The sequence below is a fragment of the Gluconobacter sphaericus NBRC 12467 genome (assembly GCF_006539125.1).
In the GTDB taxonomy this organism is placed as follows: domain Bacteria; phylum Pseudomonadota; class Alphaproteobacteria; order Acetobacterales; family Acetobacteraceae; genus Gluconobacter; species Gluconobacter sphaericus.
The window spans coordinates 39,630-54,405 of sequence record NZ_BJMK01000006.1; the positions used below are offsets into that span (position 1 = coordinate 39,630).

16 protein-coding genes are annotated in these 14,776 nt (G+C 60.6%); 9 read left to right on the forward strand and 7 right to left on the reverse strand.

All coding sequences use genetic code 11. The features are described 5' to 3' along the window. Window positions 1-110 precede the first annotated feature (110 nt). Genes GSP01_RS06020 through GSP01_RS06045 form a run of 6 tightly spaced genes read left to right on the forward strand, consistent with a single transcriptional unit; the run spans window position 111 to window position 5,937 of the window. A complete protein-coding gene (locus GSP01_RS06020; RefSeq protein ID WP_141351740.1) occupies window positions 111-1,064 on the forward strand; it encodes a metallophosphoesterase family protein in 954 nt (317 codons plus the stop codon). Beyond that, window positions 1,061-2,215, forward strand: a complete 1,155-nt coding sequence (locus GSP01_RS06025; protein WP_141351742.1) for an LptF/LptG family permease — start codon at window positions 1,061-1,063, stop codon at window positions 2,213-2,215. Before GSP01_RS06020 ends, GSP01_RS06025 begins: the two co-directional genes overlap by 4 nt. Continuing rightward, the gene (locus GSP01_RS06030) at window positions 2,212-3,321 is read left to right on the forward strand and encodes an LptF/LptG family permease (RefSeq protein WP_174787555.1); all 1,110 of its coding nucleotides are present in this window, start codon (window positions 2,212-2,214) and stop codon (window positions 3,319-3,321) included. Before GSP01_RS06025 ends, GSP01_RS06030 begins: the two co-directional genes overlap by 4 nt. Continuing rightward, window positions 3,318-4,118, forward strand: a complete 801-nt coding sequence (locus tag GSP01_RS06035) for a sterol desaturase family protein (protein ID WP_141351744.1) — start codon at window positions 3,318-3,320, stop codon at window positions 4,116-4,118. The genes GSP01_RS06030 and GSP01_RS06035 overlap by 4 nt, the downstream gene beginning before the upstream one ends. Further along, window positions 4,115-4,870, forward strand: coding sequence for a nucleotidyltransferase family protein (locus GSP01_RS06040; protein WP_141351747.1), 756 nt, complete (start codon window positions 4,115-4,117; stop codon window positions 4,868-4,870). The genes GSP01_RS06035 and GSP01_RS06040 overlap by 4 nt, the downstream gene beginning before the upstream one ends. Continuing rightward, window positions 4,867-5,937, forward strand: coding sequence for a glycosyltransferase (locus GSP01_RS06045; RefSeq protein ID WP_141351749.1), 1,071 nt, complete (start codon window positions 4,867-4,869; stop codon window positions 5,935-5,937). The genes GSP01_RS06040 and GSP01_RS06045 overlap by 4 nt, the downstream gene beginning before the upstream one ends. A 20-nt stretch (window positions 5,938-5,957) precedes the next feature. Here the strand turns inward: GSP01_RS06045 and GSP01_RS06050 are convergent, their stop codons facing one another. Continuing rightward, window positions 5,958-6,848 carry a glucosamine inositolphosphorylceramide transferase family protein gene (locus tag GSP01_RS06050; RefSeq protein WP_141351751.1) on the reverse strand — a complete coding sequence of 297 codons (891 nt, stop codon included), beginning with the start codon at window positions 6,846-6,848 and terminating at the stop codon, window positions 5,958-5,960. 81 nt (window positions 6,849-6,929) lie between these two features. Between GSP01_RS06050 and GSP01_RS06055 the strand changes: the two genes are divergently transcribed. The 3 genes from GSP01_RS06055 to GSP01_RS06065 all read left to right on the forward strand — a co-directional run bounded on the left by GSP01_RS06055 (window position 6,930) and on the right by GSP01_RS06065 (window position 9,240). Next, a complete protein-coding gene (locus GSP01_RS06055; protein WP_141351753.1) occupies window positions 6,930-7,469 on the forward strand; it encodes an MmcB family DNA repair protein in 540 nt (179 codons plus the stop codon). A gap of 9 nt (window positions 7,470-7,478) precedes the next feature. After that, window positions 7,479-8,267 carry an inositol monophosphatase family protein gene (locus GSP01_RS06060; protein WP_141351755.1) on the forward strand — a complete coding sequence of 263 codons (789 nt, stop codon included), beginning with the start codon at window positions 7,479-7,481 and terminating at the stop codon, window positions 8,265-8,267. Window positions 8,268-8,355: 88 nt separating this feature from the next. Next, window positions 8,356-9,240 (forward strand): lipid-binding SYLF domain-containing protein, encoded by an 885-nt coding sequence (locus GSP01_RS06065; protein WP_141351758.1) that lies wholly within the window; start codon window positions 8,356-8,358, stop codon window positions 9,238-9,240. A gap of 34 nt (window positions 9,241-9,274) precedes the next feature. On the opposite strand, the gene mltG is transcribed toward GSP01_RS06065, so the two are convergent. The 6 genes from mltG to GSP01_RS06095 form a co-directional block, all read right to left on the reverse strand. Continuing rightward, window positions 9,275-10,324 (reverse strand): endolytic transglycosylase MltG, encoded by a 1,050-nt coding sequence (mltG, locus tag GSP01_RS06070; RefSeq protein WP_141351760.1) that lies wholly within the window; start codon window positions 10,322-10,324, stop codon window positions 9,275-9,277. A gap of 17 nt (window positions 10,325-10,341) precedes the next feature. Continuing rightward, complete coding sequence (gene fabF / locus GSP01_RS06075; RefSeq protein WP_141351765.1) at window positions 10,342-11,628, reverse strand: beta-ketoacyl-ACP synthase II; 1,287 nt, start codon at window positions 11,626-11,628, stop codon at window positions 10,342-10,344. Between the two features lie 134 nt (window positions 11,629-11,762). Then, the gene (locus GSP01_RS06080) at window positions 11,763-12,002 is read right to left on the reverse strand and encodes an acyl carrier protein (protein ID WP_011253554.1); all 240 of its coding nucleotides are present in this window, start codon (window positions 12,000-12,002) and stop codon (window positions 11,763-11,765) included. A 222-nt stretch (window positions 12,003-12,224) separates the two neighbouring features. Beyond that, the gene (gene fabG / locus GSP01_RS06085) at window positions 12,225-12,965 is read right to left on the reverse strand and encodes a 3-oxoacyl-[acyl-carrier-protein] reductase (protein WP_141351767.1); all 741 of its coding nucleotides are present in this window, start codon (window positions 12,963-12,965) and stop codon (window positions 12,225-12,227) included. Between the two features lie 12 nt (window positions 12,966-12,977). After that, window positions 12,978-13,922, reverse strand: coding sequence for an ACP S-malonyltransferase (fabD, locus tag GSP01_RS06090; RefSeq protein ID WP_141351769.1), 945 nt, complete (start codon window positions 13,920-13,922; stop codon window positions 12,978-12,980). A gap of 72 nt (window positions 13,923-13,994) precedes the next feature. Then, window positions 13,995-14,741 (reverse strand): hypothetical protein, encoded by a 747-nt coding sequence (locus GSP01_RS06095; RefSeq protein WP_141351771.1) that lies wholly within the window; start codon window positions 14,739-14,741, stop codon window positions 13,995-13,997. Window positions 14,742-14,776: the final 35 nt, after the last annotated feature.

Sequence of the window (14,776 nt, forward strand, 5' to 3'; positions counted from 1 at the left end):
GCTATGCGGGCGGGTCTAGCACGGCTATGATGGAACTGCCAGAACACGGCATCCCAGCGCGTCTGGATGCCATGTTCTGACATGGATACTGACAAGGCCCTTTTCTGATCATGACCTCTGACCTGCCCGCAGACCCCATCTCGTCGCGGCAAACGTCCCCTGTCATCACGCCTACGCCCGCCGTCTCCCCCACTGTTACGCTAGCCCATATTTCGGACCCGCACCTGCCCCCGCCCCCGGTCCACTGGCGTGAAGCGCTCAACAAGCGCGCCCTGAGCCTTCTGTCATGGAAGAAACATCGTCGGTACGTCCATCTGGAACAAACCTGCTCCGCCCTGCTGAAGGATATCGAACGCTCGGACGTGGACACCGTCCTCATCAGCGGGGATCTGACCAATTTCGGAACGCCCGACGAGTTTGCCTCAGCCGCACGTTGGCTCGATGCCCTGCCCGCTCAGGCACTCGTGATTCCCGGCAATCATGACTGCATGGTCCGCCAGCCGGCCTCGGCCGGTCTGCACCAATGGGAACGCTGGTCGGCCCGGCAGTATCCGTATGTCCGCATCCAGAACGGGGTTGCGATCGTCGGCGTCAATTCCGGCATTCCGACTGCGCCGTTCATGGCTTACGGGCGCGTCGGACACCGGCAGCGTGAGCGACTTGAGGCGCTACTGGAAGAGCTTGGTCGGGAAGGGCTGTGCCGGGTCGTGATGATCCATCACCCTCCCCGGCGGGGGCTCGTGCCCTGGCGGAAATCCCTGCTCGATCACCGCGAGGTCGCCGCCGTTTTCAGGCGGGCCGGAGCGGAAATCGTGTTGCATGGACATTCCCATGACGCAACGCTGACCCATATTGCCGGAACGGACATTCCGCTGCTCGGGGTGGCGTCCGCCTCGCTGACGGATGAACGCCCGCACCGTCAGGCCTGCTGGAATCGCCTGAACATCCACCCATATAGGAAGGGATGGACAATCACTCTGGCACGTCACCGGCCCGATGGCTCCGTCAGTGAACGGGCGTCATGGAGCCGCCCAGTGAACCATACGGGAAGGACAGAGGCGTGAAACAGCGGGCCCATATTCTGGACCAGTATCTGCTGACACAGATGGCACCGCCCTTTGCAATCGCTCTTTTAGCGATGCTGGTCGCGCTGTTGCTGGAACGGCTGCTGTCACTCTTCGATTATCTGGCTTCGGCAGGAAGTTCGCTCGGGACATGCATCGCCCTCCTGACGGATCTTCTGCCTCATTATTTTGGTATCGCACTGCCCGCGGCGCTGTGTATCGCGGTGTTCCTCACCATCCGGGGCATGAGCGACAACAACGAGATCGACGCGCTTCAGGCCGGCCGAGTTTCGCTGATGCGAATCAGTCGCCCTTTCATGATCGTGGGGCTGCTTCTCGGGGCAGCCAGCGTGTTCCTGTACGGCTATATCCAGCCCGTCGCCCGCTATAATTATCGTGCAGGCTTCTATTTTGCCGAACATACCGGCTGGGCCCCTCATCTTCAGGCAGGAATGTTCGCATCCACATCCAGCAAGGCCGTCATGACGGCTGATAGCGTTAGCCATGCCGGCACGCGCCTCCGACGGGTCTTCATCCGGGAAGTGAATGCCAATGGCGTGGCCCACATCATCACGGCCCGGACCGGCGCGTTGACCATTTCGGAAAAGACCCGCAGTACGCGCCTCGACCTGTGGAACGGGGAAATCGTGGATGATCCGTTCCAGGCCACCAAACCCCACAAACCAACCGTGACACATTTCGAACATGTCGTCCGGGTTGTCGACCGGCCCGACAAGGAAACTTCCTTCCGCTCTCGTGGGGCCGACGAGCGCGAACTGACCCTGTTCGAACTGGCACATGACCTGCGTTATGGCCTGCCCGGCATCGAATACCGCACCCTTCGGGCCGAAATGGACTTCCGCATGGCCCGCGCCATCGCCATTCCGTTCATTCCGCCGCTTGCTGTCGCGTTGGCCATCGGCGCCCGGCGAAGAAAATCCGTCTGGGGGCTGATTGCGGTGGCCGTGATCCTTATCTCCTTCGATCAAGTGCTCATGTTCGGCCACAGCCTCGCCTCGACCGGGCGCCTCCCGATCTGGCTAGCGATCTGGGTGCCAGAACTCCTGTTCTGCATAGGATGTCTGGCAGCCCTGCTACGCCGGTCCCGTGGATCTTGGAGACGGCGCAAGCTCGCAAAGGCGGCGGCATGAGCAGCTCCACACCCAGCATGCCCCGCCATGTCCTGATCAAAGCACTCAACCGTGCCCTCCTGGGGCGCTTTTTGCTATGCGGGGCCGTCCTCGTCTCGTTACTGGAAATCCTGGCGCTCCTTGAAAAGACGACGCCGATCCTGAACCGCCATCTCGGCTTTCGCGGCATTCTGACCTTCGCCTTGCTGCACCTGCCTGCCCTAAGCATCGACATCCTGCCGCTCGCTTTCATGGTGGGCGCGCTGTTTCTGCTCACACAGATGACCCTGTCGAGCGAAATCTCGGCCCTGCGAGCAGCCGGACTTTCAACCCCGGCATTGTACCGACTTCTCCTGCCCGCAGTGCTGATCGCAGGGATCGGAGGCACCTGCGCCCAGTACTGGCTGGTCCCGGCCTGCGAGAACGCCCTCACGACATGGTGGAACCGCACGGATCCGCTTGCGGGGCAGGACGGGCAGCCAGAAGACAATATCTTATGGTTTCGCGCGGGTCCCATGCTGGTCCGGATTGGGCAGATTGCCCAGGGCGGCACATTCCTGCGAGACGTGACGATCTATCACCGAGACAATACCGGGCTGCTGACAGGGACCGAACACACGAACGTTCTGACATACCGCAACGGACAGTGGCATCCCGATGGGGCGCAGGATCTTTCCCTGTCCGATGACAAGTCATACGTGAATATTACAAAGGGCGACAACACCTTCGTCATTCCGGCCACTCCCTCCGTCATCATGACGCTCTCACAGAACGGAGCCACTGTCACGCCGGCGCAGATCAGCGCCATTCTTCACAAGGGCGCACCTGCAAGTCTACCCCGGGCCACGTATCGTATGGCCCTCTTCAGCGGCATGATTTTACCTGTCGAAATTGCAGTAATGCTTCTATTGACGCTCCCGGTGATCTATATCCCTCCCCGTGCAGGACTTCGAAATCCGCTGCCGGTGTATGTTCTGGCCGCTGGAATGGGTTTCGTCATCCTGCAGGGAATGATTTCCGCACTTGGAAACGCGGGGACGCTGCCAGCTCCGCTGGCCGTCAGCGTCGGACCGCTCCTGGGCACCCTTCTCGGGCTGACCTGGCTTTTGCGGATGGAGGAACGATGAGCAACTTCAAGGCGCCCTGGCGCAACATGTCCGCTATCAGGACGGGTCGCAGCTTCGATCTAGGAAAGATGAACCTCCAACAGCTGTGGTTCGCCTATCTGACCTATCCGACGATCCTGCTCTATTTCGCGCTGATCGTAGTATCCGCCTGGGCCGCCCTGCATTTTTCGACCGCGCTCTGGGCCACACTCATTCCCGTTCCCGTCGTGATCGTCGTCTATCCACTGGCCTGGTATGCGATACACCGCTTCATCCTTCACGGACGCTGGCTGTACCGCAACCACTGGACCGCTTCCCTGTGGAAACGCATTCATTTCGACCATCATCAGGATCCGCACCTTCTGGACGTGCTGTTTGGCTCCCCGCTGAATACGGTGCCGACCATGGCGATCATCACAATGCCGATCGGCGGACTGATCGCGGGATGGAGCGGTGCGTTCTGTGCCCTTTCGACAGCGTTAATCATGACCTGCATCTACGAATTCTTCCACTGCATCCAGCATCTGGCCTACAAGCCACGCTGGAAATGGGTGGCGGACATCAAGCAGCTTCACGTCCTGCACCATTTCCACGATGAGGACGGCAATTACGGCATCACGAATTATGTGCCCGACCGTCTATTCAGTAGTTTTTACCGCGAAGCCCGCGACCGGCCCCGCAGCAAGCATGTCTTCAACCTCGGTTACGACGTCGAGGAAGCCCATCGTTATCCCTGGGTGATGGACCTGACAGGCTCTCCCCCGCGCGACCGTCCTGATGGTGCACGTCCGGCAGCAGACCGTAACCGCGCGACATGACGCTTCCAGTTCTGGTTCTCGCCGGGTCCAGAGACGGCGAGAACGATGTACTTGCTAAACTCGGTCAGGTTTCCCACAAGGCGCTGCTTCCCGTTGGCGGGCAGCCCATGTTGGCCCGCGTGCTCGATACGATTGCCCACACGCCCGGCCTTGGCCCCATCACGATCAGCATCGAAAATCCCGATTGCATCAGGGATCTCGCAGGTGATGCCACGATCCTTCGCTCTGCCCCCTCTCCCAGCGAGAGCGTGGCCGAAGCCATTGCCCGGATCGGCACGCCCTGTCTGGTGACGACAGCCGATCACGCCCTCCTGCGTCCGGAATGGATTCAGGACTTCCTCGCCAAAGCACAGGACTGCGACCTTGCTGCCGGTGTGGCTCTGCGTACGACAGTTGAGCGCGACGTGCCCGGCACGAAACGGACCTATATCCACCTGTCTGATATGAGCTTTTCCGGCTGCAACCTGTTTCTGATCGGCACACCGAAGGGGCGAAATGTCATCGAGCTGTGGAAGCGCCTCCAGCAGAACCGCAAACGGCCGCTGCGAATGGCCTTGACACTTGGGATCGGCACCCTGCTGCGGGCAGTGACCCGTACACTCGATTCCACAGCCCTGTATCGCCGCATTCAGGCGTTGACGGGCGCAAATGTGCGCCTGGTAACACTCTCGGACGGGCGCGCGGCCGTGGACGTGGACAAACCCTCAGACCTGACGCTGGCTGAAAAAATTCTGGCCCAGACGATCCCATGAAAATCGCCTACATCATCAATTCCCTCGAATGTGGCGGCGCACAGCTTCCCATTCCGGACATCGTATCCGTTCTGAAGGCCCGCGGCGGGGACGTTACCGTCTTCGCCCTGGCCCGCAAGGACGGCCTCGCCATCCCGCTGATCGAAGCCGCCGGCATCCCCGTGCGCGTCCGGGAGGGTACGACGCGGGACCATATCGCCGCCTATCGCTGGCTGCGGGACGAAATGGAGGCGTTTCAGCCAGACCTGATCTGGACGTCGCTGAGCCGCGCCACACTTCTGGGACAACTGGTTGCCCTGCGCCACAAGACCCCGACGGTTCACTGGCAGCATTGCGGACGGCTAAAGAAGGTCAATGCCTTCCTGCTGAGGCTGTGCCGCCCCTACACGACGCTCTGGGTCGCCGACTCCCAGTCCGTCATCACCTTTGCGGCGAAAGAACTGGGCCTCACCGACAATTTCGTCGCCTGGCCCATTTTCCGGGCCGATCCGGACGCCCCTGTGGCCATGCCGTGGAAAGACGGCGAGGTCGTGCGTGTCGGGTCACTGGGACGCCTGAACCCCGTCAAAGCGTATGATATTCTGTGCGAGGCCGTGTCTCTCCTGAAAGACCATCCGGACCTGCCGCTGTTCCGTTTTCAGATCGCAGGCGATGGCCCCGAACACGCAACACTTCAGGATCGCATCACGGCCGCTAACCTGCCGATCGACCTTCTGGGCTACGAGTCAAAGCCGTTTGATTTCCTGAAGACGCTGCATCTTTACGTCCAGTCGTCGCACTGGGAGGGCATGTGTGTCGCGGGGCATGAAGCCATGTCCTGTGGCCTTCCGGTCGTTTCCACCCCTGCGGGCGAACTGGCGTCGAGCATTCTCGACGGTGAAACCGGACGTATCGTGCCGTTCGACAATGCCCCTGCCCTTGCGGCAGCGCTGGCGGACCTGATCGACAGAGCAGCCGATCTTGCGGCGATGGGCGCCCGCTCCCGCAAACGGGTTCTGGAACGCTTCGGGCCTGAAGCATTCATCAGGCATGGCAATGCTGTGCTGGATCGTATCCCCGGCTTCTGAGCACCTGGGATACGCGCTTCTCAGGCTCCGAATATCCGACGTTTCAGGTTAAGCAGGTCCCGCCTGGGGCCAATCCCAATTTTCTTGGCATCAATCAGCGTCACCTGCCCGGCTGCGGACAGGGTGTGCATCCCATCAGGATAGCGCTTCCGCAAAGACGCCGGGATAGCAATAGACAGGCCGGGGGTGATTTTCGGCAGCCCTCGCTCCAGCCCTTCGATTTCCAGCAGCCGAATCCCGCGTCCATATGTTCCGCGACAATCCTGAGTAGGCAGGAAGATCTTTCCATCCACAAGAACCGGCGTGCCACCAGGACGTGCGCCGGCCCGGTCGTTCAGGAAAAGCCCAAGGTTTTTCCAAGGCCCCATCAGGGTATCGGCTACGGAAATGTTCAGAAGACTCTGCCGTTCGTCCTTGCTCCCTGCTGGCGTCCAGAACATCCACCAACGATTGGCATACTGGAATGGCGTGGCATCGATTGCGGCTTCGGGGAAATCGAACGCATCGACCCGCTCCCATGTACGCGGAAACGATTTTGCCCGATAGAGCGAAAGACGCCCCGAAGCACTGGCTTCGGGCAGCATATAAACCTCGCCCTCATGTGCAAACACGAACGGGTAAGACAGATGCCAGGGCTCCCGCAAAACGGTTTCGCGAGACAGTAGACGGCCCGTTCCGTCATAGATCAGAACTTCGATCGTTCCCGTGGGACTGCGATAATCGAAGGCCTCGGCAAAAACGTGCAGCTTTCCGTCGCGCCAGAATCCGAACGGATCGGCCAGAAAGCAGTGATCCCCGATATCGGGCAGAGTCGTGATGGGAAAGCCGTTCAGACTGGCAGCTTCGACCACCTCAGCCAGAGGCGCGTGAACGATGGCGCATCGCCAATGATCCGTTCGCAAAAATGGCATGAGGCACTCTCCCGTAAAAATATAGCTTCAAAACAGCCTACCAGGGCAGACGTAGAGCCCAGATCGGAGCAGGATGGAACCATGAGTACGGTTCTTGCCGAAAATCCCACTGCAACATCCTGTGGCCTGCCGGAAACGCAGCTGGCCATCCGGCGCGCCGTCCTCGGATTGTGCCGGACAATGAACTGGGCCGCCATCAATGAATTCGCCCTTCCCGCCGCCAGACGGCGCGCGGATATCATGGCGCTCCTGCCCGATCATTCCCTGACCTGCATCGAGATCAAATCCGGCCTGCGCGATTTCCAGACCGATCAGAAATGGCCCGAATACCGGGACTGGTCCGATCGGTTGTTTTTTGCGGTGGATGATAGCTTTCCGCTGGATCTAATTCCGCCGGATGCGGGCCTGATCGTCGTCAGTGTCAGTGCCGCCCCTCCTGCCCTGCGCGACAGTATTTTGGCAGAATGCACGATCATTCGGGAACCCGCGCTTCACAAGCTGCCTCCCGCACGGCGACGCACGCTGCTGCATCTGTTTGCCACAACGGCCGCAAACCGTCTCATGAGCCTTGAAGATCCCGCCATTACGGCATCCCTCCGCGCTACACAGCGTAAAGACTAGGACAGTTCCATGACCTTCGATCCGATTGCCGTCCGCCTCGAAGCCGCCCGCTCCGTTGTGCGTGATGCGGCCCAGCTTGCTCTCTCCTTACGCCCTGCTCCGGGTGGCCCGACCGGAACCCTCAAGGGGCGACAGGACTACCTGACCGAGACGGATGGCGCCGTCGAAGCCTTTGTCAGCCGTCGCATCCAGGAGCTTTTTCCCGAGGATGGTTTTCAGGGCGAGGAAAATGGTGCAACGCGGCAGGGCGGTTTCCGCTGGGTCGTGGACCCGATTGACGGTACCTCCAACTATGCGCGTGGCCGTGACCGCTGGTGCGTGTCGCTCGGCCTGCTGGACGGAGACGAACCCGTTGCCGGCGTGATCGATGCGCCGGCGCTTTGTGAGGTCTTCACGGCCCAGAAGGGCAAGGGCGCGTTCCTGAACGGCAAGCCGATCAAGGCATCTCCCATCACGAACACGCAGGAAGCCATGATCGAGATGGGCTGGTCCGCGCGCGTGCCGACCGGAACCTTCAACGAGAAGATCGCAGCTATCATGGCGCTCGGCGCAATGCCCCGCTCCGGCGGATCGGGTGCGCTGGCCCTGGCCGACGTGGCCTGCGGGCGCTCCGACGGATATCTGGAAATTGTCATCCAGCTCTGGGATGTGGCAGCCGCACTGGTCATCCTTTCGGAAGCCGGGGCCACGGTATCGCCCTTCCTTCAGACAGGCGGCCTGACGGGCGGGGCAACTATTCTTGCCGCCGCGCCCGGCATTGCGAAGGCCCTGTCAGCCGCCGTTGACGTAGAAATCTGACATCCTCTCCCCCCGCACTCGTGATTTGGCCGCATTTGGCGCATAGTGCGGGGGAATATTCATACGATGACTGCAGAAGGTACCCTCCATGACCCTGTCCGGTCTCCTGCGTAAGACCATGCTCGTCGCTTCGGGCTGCGCCGCCCTGTCAGCCTGTTCCGATGCTCCCCAGACCACGGCCAGCCAGCAGCAGATCATTGTCGATCGCGCCACGCTGGCGGTTCAGGATCTCTTCATGGGAACAACAGCCCAGTCCCGCTCCCAGAAACTTCTGGCACAAGCCAAGGCCGTCATGATCTGCCCATCCGTGCTGAATATGTCATTCGGGATCGGTGGATCGGGTGGCCGCTGCCTGCTTCTGAGCCGCGATGCCCGCGGATCATGGTCAGATCCGGCATTCTACCGTCTTGGCACAGCCTCGATGGGGCTTCAGCTTGGTGTACAGAGCACGGAAACAATCCTGTTCATCATGTCCCAGCGCGGCATTCAAGCCATTCTGGACAGCCAGTTCAAGTTTGATGCCTCTGCGTCCGCTTCCTTCGCCAGCATCGGCACTGGTCTGGAGGACAGTACGGCTGGCGCGCACAATACCGATATCTACGCCGCCCAGAAAAACGAGGGTCTTTATGCCGGTGCAGCGCTGGGTGGTTCCAAGCTGACCGTCGATAGTGGCGCTAACCGGGCCTATTACAACCAGACCGTCGGCCCCGAGGACATTGTCGTGACAATGCGCGTCAACAACCCGTCTGCTGATCCACTGCGCCGCGCCCTGATGTCCGTAGCCAAGCTGACCACCAGCAGTACTGCTACAGCAACATCCCGTATGTCACAGGCTACTACCGCCGCGCGCACGACCGCCACGCAGGACGTCGTTGGCAACAACCCCTATCCGGCAACCTACGACGCCACTCGCCCATATTCAGCACAGGCATCCAGCGTGCAAAGCCAAACTCTCGCTCCGCTGAAGCACTGAGACCACGCTGCCCGTCCTCTGCGGAGGGCGGGTTTCAGTTCTGGTTCTGGGGAATCGCCGACAGATGCGCGTGATAGGCGCGGATGTTTTTATCCTGATCGGCGAGCGTCTCGGCGAAATTATGCCCGCCTTTCCCCGTAGCCACAAAATACAGCATCTTCCCGTCGGCCGGATGCGCTGCGGCGTCCAGTGAGCTCTGTCCGGGTGAGCAGATGGGCCCCGGAGGCAGCCCCGCCTGAAGATAGGTATTGTAAGGACCTGGGGCTTGCAGATCCTCATGAGTCAGCGGTGAGTCCAGCGTTCCCATTCCATTACTAAGCCCGTAAATGACGCTCGGATCCGTCTGAAGACGCATTCCCAGTTTCAGACGGTTCAGGAAGACGCGTGCCACCATTGGCCGCTCGGACGACACAGCCGTCTCACGCTCGATTAGCGATGCCAGAACCAGCAGTTCCTTTGGAGACTGGATCAGCCCGTCGAGCGCTTCGACATTGCGCCCGTCCCAGGCTGCGGCGAGCTTGACGGCCATCATTTTCTGCAATTTCTCGGCCAGAGCCTGGCGCGACGTTCCCCAGACGTAAGAGACCGTCTGCGGAAAGACGCTGCCCTCGGAAAGCGTGAGCACTTCACCGCTCAGCGCAGGAGCTTTGTTCAGAATGGCCGCAATCCTGATGGCCGTCAGTCCCTCGGGCACCGTAAGCTGATGAGAAACAGGCTTGCCGTGACGCAGGATCTCAAGGGTATGCGCGACCGAAACCCGGGCCGGAAACTGCAGTTCCGCAGCGTGGATCTGACCATCGCGATGCGTCAGGAACGCGGCAATCCGGAAAAACGTACCGGATGCCCATGTCGGAGAGAGGATCCCGTCATCCTGAAGCACTTTCGTCACACGAGCATTATTGCCATGCGGAATCACGAAAGTCTTTTCGTCCTGCAGCGGCCCGGGATCGGTATAGTGGCCGTAACCTGCGGCCAGCCCTGCAACGAGGAGCAGTGGCGCCCCGAAGAACGCCAGCTTACGGCCAGCCTTTGGCGGAAGAACAAGCTTCCGCGGTTCTTCGCTGTCAGACGGGCCTTCAGACATTCAGAATGAACCCTTCCTCAGTCCTTGAAGCGCTTGAGGATGATGCTCGCATTCGTACCGCCAAAGCCGAAGCTGTTGGACAGGGCAATGTCGATCTTGCGCTGCTGGGCCACGTGCGCAACGCGGTCGATGACACTTTCACGCGCCGGATTGTCCAGGTTCAACGTGGGCGGCACGACGCCATCACGGATGGCCTGAAGGCAAAAAATCGCCTCGACCGCACCGGCCGCACCCAGAAGATGGCCAATGGCCGACTTCGTAGAAGACATGACCAGACGCTTGGCGTCATCGCCGAAGAAGCGCTCGACCGCATCAAGCTCAAGATCATCCGCCATGGTGGAGGTGCCGTGGGCGTTGACATAATCGATGTCAGCCGTGGTCAAGCCACCACTGTTGCGCAGCGCGGCCTTCATGGCACGGAACGCACCCTCGTGACCTTCAGCCGGAGCCGTGATGTGATGGGCATCGCCGGACATACCGTAACCGCCAATTTCACCGTAGATCTTTGCACCGCGGCGCTTGGCGTGCTCAAGCTCTTCAAGCACGACCACACCGGCACCTTCACCCATGATAAAGCCGTCGCGATCCTTGTCCCAAGGGCGCGAAGCCTTGGTCGGATCATCGTTGGAGGCAGTGGACAGGGCACGGGCCGAGCAGAACCCGGCAATGCCGAGCGAGCAGATCGCAGCTTCCGCACCGCCGGCAATCATGACGTCCGCATCACCATACTGGATGAGACGCGAGGCGTCACCGATGGCGTGAACGCCGGTCGCGCAGGCCGTCACGACCGCATGGTTCGGTCCCTTGAAGCCGTAGCGGATCGAAAGGTGACCCGAAATAAGATTGATCAGGGCCGAAGGAATGAAGAACGGCGACAGACGGCGGGCCTTGCCGCTCGAAACCGTCAGGGAGCCGTCATAAATCGTCTGAAGACCGCCGATCCCCGAGCCGATCATCACGCCCGTGGCGCAGCGATCGTCTTCGTCCTCAGGCTTCCAGCCTGAATCCTCGACAGCCTGAATGGCTGCGGCAAGACCCAGATGGATGAAGCGATCCATCTTCTTCTGGTCCTTGACCGGCACCCAGTCGGACAACGTGAGACCACCTTCCGCCGTCGGGCCGTCCGGAACCTGTCCGGCGACCTGGGCAGGAAGTTCGGAGGGGTCGAAATGCGTAATCCGGCCAATGCCGGACTGTCCTTCGATCAGCCGCTTCCAGGTCAGTTCCGCGCCCACAGCCAGTGGGCTGACAACACCGATACCGGTTACGACGACGCGCCGCCCGTTAGTTGCAGTCCCGCTCATCGATGCCTCTTGTCTCACGTTATGTCCGGGTCTTGCAGCCGGGCCTCATGACAGGACCCGACTGGTCTTCCACCCCTGAACGGGATGGGAATCCGGGGTCGGAAAACCGCCCCCGGTCAGCTTGAGGACTGGCCTCAGGCTGCTTTCTGCTTTTCGATGTAGTCGATGGCATCCTTGACGGTTGCGATCTTCTCGGCTGCATCTTCCGGGATCTCGACGGAGAAGGCTTCTTCGAAAGCCATGACCAGCTCGACCGTGTCGAGGCTGTCTGCGCCCAGATCGTCGATGAACGACGCGTCCGGCGTTACCTTGCTTTCGTCCACACCGAGGTGCTCGACAACGATCTTCTTTACCTTGTCAGCAATGTCGCTCATCTGTTTGTTCCTTCTGCCCATCCGGGACCCTGTTGCCCGTCCGGTGCGTTACATCAAAACTCGTACTGCCGTCTGCCAGTCCGGAAGCCCAGTGGTTCCTCCAGAGCAGGGCCGCCCCCATGGAAGGGGAGGCGTTGCCGCCGGAAAAGCCGGACATCAGCCTTCAGCAGGCCGGGCAAAGCAGCGCGCGATTAGCATGCTTTAACCAAAAAGGCCAAGCATTCACACCATCGCCATGCCACCATTGACATGCAGGGTCGTACCGGTGACCCATGCTGCCTCTTCGGAAGCCAGATATACCACTGCGGACGCCACGTCACCAGTATTCCCCATCCGACCGAGCGGAATAGAGCCAACTAGCTTTTCACGCACCGCTTCCGGCAGCACATCCGTCATCGGCGTCTCGATGAAACCGGGGGCCACGACGTTGACCGTGACGCCACGCGGACCGGCTTCCTGCGCCAGAGACTTACTCATGCCCACGATGCCCGCTTTGGCGGCGGCATAGTTGGCCTGACCGGCATTGCCCGTCGTTCCCACCACGGAAGCGATCGAAATGATCCGCCCCGCACGACGACGCAGCATGCCCTTGAGCGCAGCACGGGCCAGACGGAACGGACTTTCCAAATCGACGGTCAGAACCTGCGACCAGTCACTGTCCTTCATGCGAATGGCTAGCGTATCGCGCGTCAGGCCGGCATTGTTAACCAGAATATCCAACGGAGCGCCTGCAACGGCTTCGGCCTTGGCCACGAGACCGTCGGCCTCGGCGGGATCGGACAGGTTGGCGACGGCGATATAGGCGCGCTCGCCCAAGCTGTCGGCGAGTTCCTGAAGAGCGGCCTCGCGCGTGCCGCTAAGCACGACCGTCGCACCCTGCGCATGAAGCTGACGGGCAATCGCAGCGCCAATACCGCCGGAGGCACCCGTGACGAGAGCAATCTTGCCGGAAAGAGAGAACATAATCGGTTGTCCTTAAAGGGTCTTGAGCAGGGCTTCGATTTCAGCGGGCGTTCCGGCATTGCTCGTGGCTAAATCAGGAGCGATACGACGTGCCAGACCGCAGAGGACCTTGCCTGCACCAAGCTCGTGCATGTTCGTCACACCCATCGCCACCATTGCTTGCACGCTCTCGCGCCAACGCACGGTGCCCGTCACCTGCTTCACGAGAAGTTCGCGAATGGTTGCCGGATCGGTCACCTTGGCGGCCGTGACGTTGGCGATGACTGGAACATACGGTGCGTTCAGTGTGGCAGTCGCCAACGCATCTTCCATCTCGCGTGCGGCAGGCGCCATCAGCGACGAATGGAAAGGTGCAGATACCGGCAGCTTCACGGCGCGTTTGATACCATGTTCCTTGGCAACGGCAATGGCGCGATCGATTGCGCTCATCACACCGGACACAACGATCTGACCACCGCCATTATCGTTGGCAATTTCCAGCGTCTCGCCCTGAGAGGCTTCATCACAGATCGCACGGGCCTGAGACGCATCCACACCTAGAAGGGCCGCCATGCCGCCCTCACCGGCCGGTACAGCGCGCTGCATGGCCTGACCACGCAAACGCAGCAAACGCGCACCTTCCGCGATCCCAAGCGTGCCCGCAGCGGCCAGCGCGGAATACTCGCCCAACGAATGCCCGGCCAGCAGAGCCGCCTTGTCCGCCAGTTTGAAGCCACCTTCGCTTTCCAGAGCACGCACGGCAGCGAGCGAGACCGCAAACAGCGCAGGCTGGGCGTTTTCGGTCCGCGTCAGTTCATCCGCATCGCCGGAAAACATCAGACGCGAGAGATGATCGCCGAGGGCCTCGTCCACTTCCTGAAAAACGGCGCGGGAGGATGCAAAAGCCTCATTCAGGGCCTGCCCCATCCCGACGGACTGGCTCCCCTGTCCCGGAAAGACGAACGCGTGAACCGACATGGATCCCCCTGCTGGCAGTGAATTTAAGGTTCCGCGTGATGCGTCCTTGCGGGCCATCTGTCAAATCCCGCGTCATTTTTTCCGTTTGAGCGTGAAAAACTCGTCCGTAGGCACCTTCACGCGGATCATGGAAAAAGGCCGATCGGAGCGAAACACCGTTCCATCCTGAAAATCCTGCGGCCGGAGAATAAAAGTGTAGGGCACCGCTCCCTGATTATCGACCAGAAGCCGCGCGGTCCCGTTCTCCAGCGCCTCAAAGCGCGCACCCGGAGCAACATCGACCTTCAGGCGATGGGCGTCCGGAGCCAGAAAAGCGAGAATCACACCAAAAAAATCCCGGATGGCGGCGTTGATCTCCCCCATCCAGATCCCGGCCTGTTCTTTCGTGAAAGAGGGCGCCGGCAGGGGGGCCACCTCGATCGCCAGCTCAAGCTGGACTTTCCGGTCCGGCGGCAGTGTCAGCAGAACGGGCGGGTTTTCGGCCAGAAGCGCATCGGAACGGGGAAAATGCACATCCCGGTCCTGCCCTACAAAAAGCGGGATATCGCCACCTTTGGCATGGAACACGACATGCGCTTCGGACGGCACGGCATGATCTGGCAGGATATCACCCAGAAAATGCAGCGAGAGGTCCTTCCGCGCGCTTTCAGGCAGACGGTCAAACCGATGATAGACCCAGTAAATGCCCTTGTAGCTACCGACAAGCATCGCATGCTGCCCGGTGACGGTTACAGTCTCCGTTGTCTGGGCAAGTGCAGCGGAGAAAAACATGAGCACGAGAGCTGCGAACCGGACCGTACCGATACTGGCTTTTCTCAAACCCCTCTCCTCACGTCCCGTCGTTTCATGACAAA

What these genes read in the sequence shown, in the direction of transcription:
- GSP01_RS06020 (WP_141351740.1), top strand. Translation starts at nt 111, where the DNA reads ATGACCTCTGACCTGCCCGCAGACCCCATCTCGTCGCGGCAAACGTCC.
- GSP01_RS06030 (WP_174787555.1), top strand. Translation starts at nt 2,212, where the DNA reads ATGAGCAGCTCCACACCCAGCATGCCCCGCCATGTCCTGATCAAAGCA.
- GSP01_RS06035 (WP_141351744.1), top strand. Translation starts at nt 3,318, where the DNA reads ATGAGCAACTTCAAGGCGCCCTGGCGCAACATGTCCGCTATCAGGACG.
- GSP01_RS06040 (WP_141351747.1), top strand. Translation starts at nt 4,115, where the DNA reads ATGACGCTTCCAGTTCTGGTTCTCGCCGGGTCCAGAGACGGCGAGAAC.
- GSP01_RS06045 (WP_141351749.1), top strand. Translation starts at nt 4,867, where the DNA reads ATGAAAATCGCCTACATCATCAATTCCCTCGAATGTGGCGGCGCACAG.
- GSP01_RS06050 (WP_141351751.1), bottom strand. Translation starts at nt 6,848, where the DNA reads ATGCCATTTTTGCGAACGGATCATTGGCGATGCGCCATCGTTCACGCG.
- GSP01_RS06055 (WP_141351753.1), top strand. Translation starts at nt 6,930, where the DNA reads ATGAGTACGGTTCTTGCCGAAAATCCCACTGCAACATCCTGTGGCCTG.
- GSP01_RS06060 (WP_141351755.1), top strand. Translation starts at nt 7,479, where the DNA reads ATGACCTTCGATCCGATTGCCGTCCGCCTCGAAGCCGCCCGCTCCGTT.
- GSP01_RS06065 (WP_141351758.1), top strand. Translation starts at nt 8,356, where the DNA reads ATGACCCTGTCCGGTCTCCTGCGTAAGACCATGCTCGTCGCTTCGGGC.
- mltG (WP_141351760.1), bottom strand. Translation starts at nt 10,324, where the DNA reads ATGTCTGAAGGCCCGTCTGACAGCGAAGAACCGCGGAAGCTTGTTCTT.
- fabF (WP_141351765.1), bottom strand. Translation starts at nt 11,628, where the DNA reads ATGAGCGGGACTGCAACTAACGGGCGGCGCGTCGTCGTAACCGGTATC.
- GSP01_RS06080 (WP_011253554.1), bottom strand. Translation starts at nt 12,002, where the DNA reads ATGAGCGACATTGCTGACAAGGTAAAGAAGATCGTTGTCGAGCACCTC.
- fabG (WP_141351767.1), bottom strand. Translation starts at nt 12,965, where the DNA reads ATGTTCTCTCTTTCCGGCAAGATTGCTCTCGTCACGGGTGCCTCCGGC.
- fabD (WP_141351769.1), bottom strand. Translation starts at nt 13,922, where the DNA reads ATGTCGGTTCACGCGTTCGTCTTTCCGGGACAGGGGAGCCAGTCCGTC.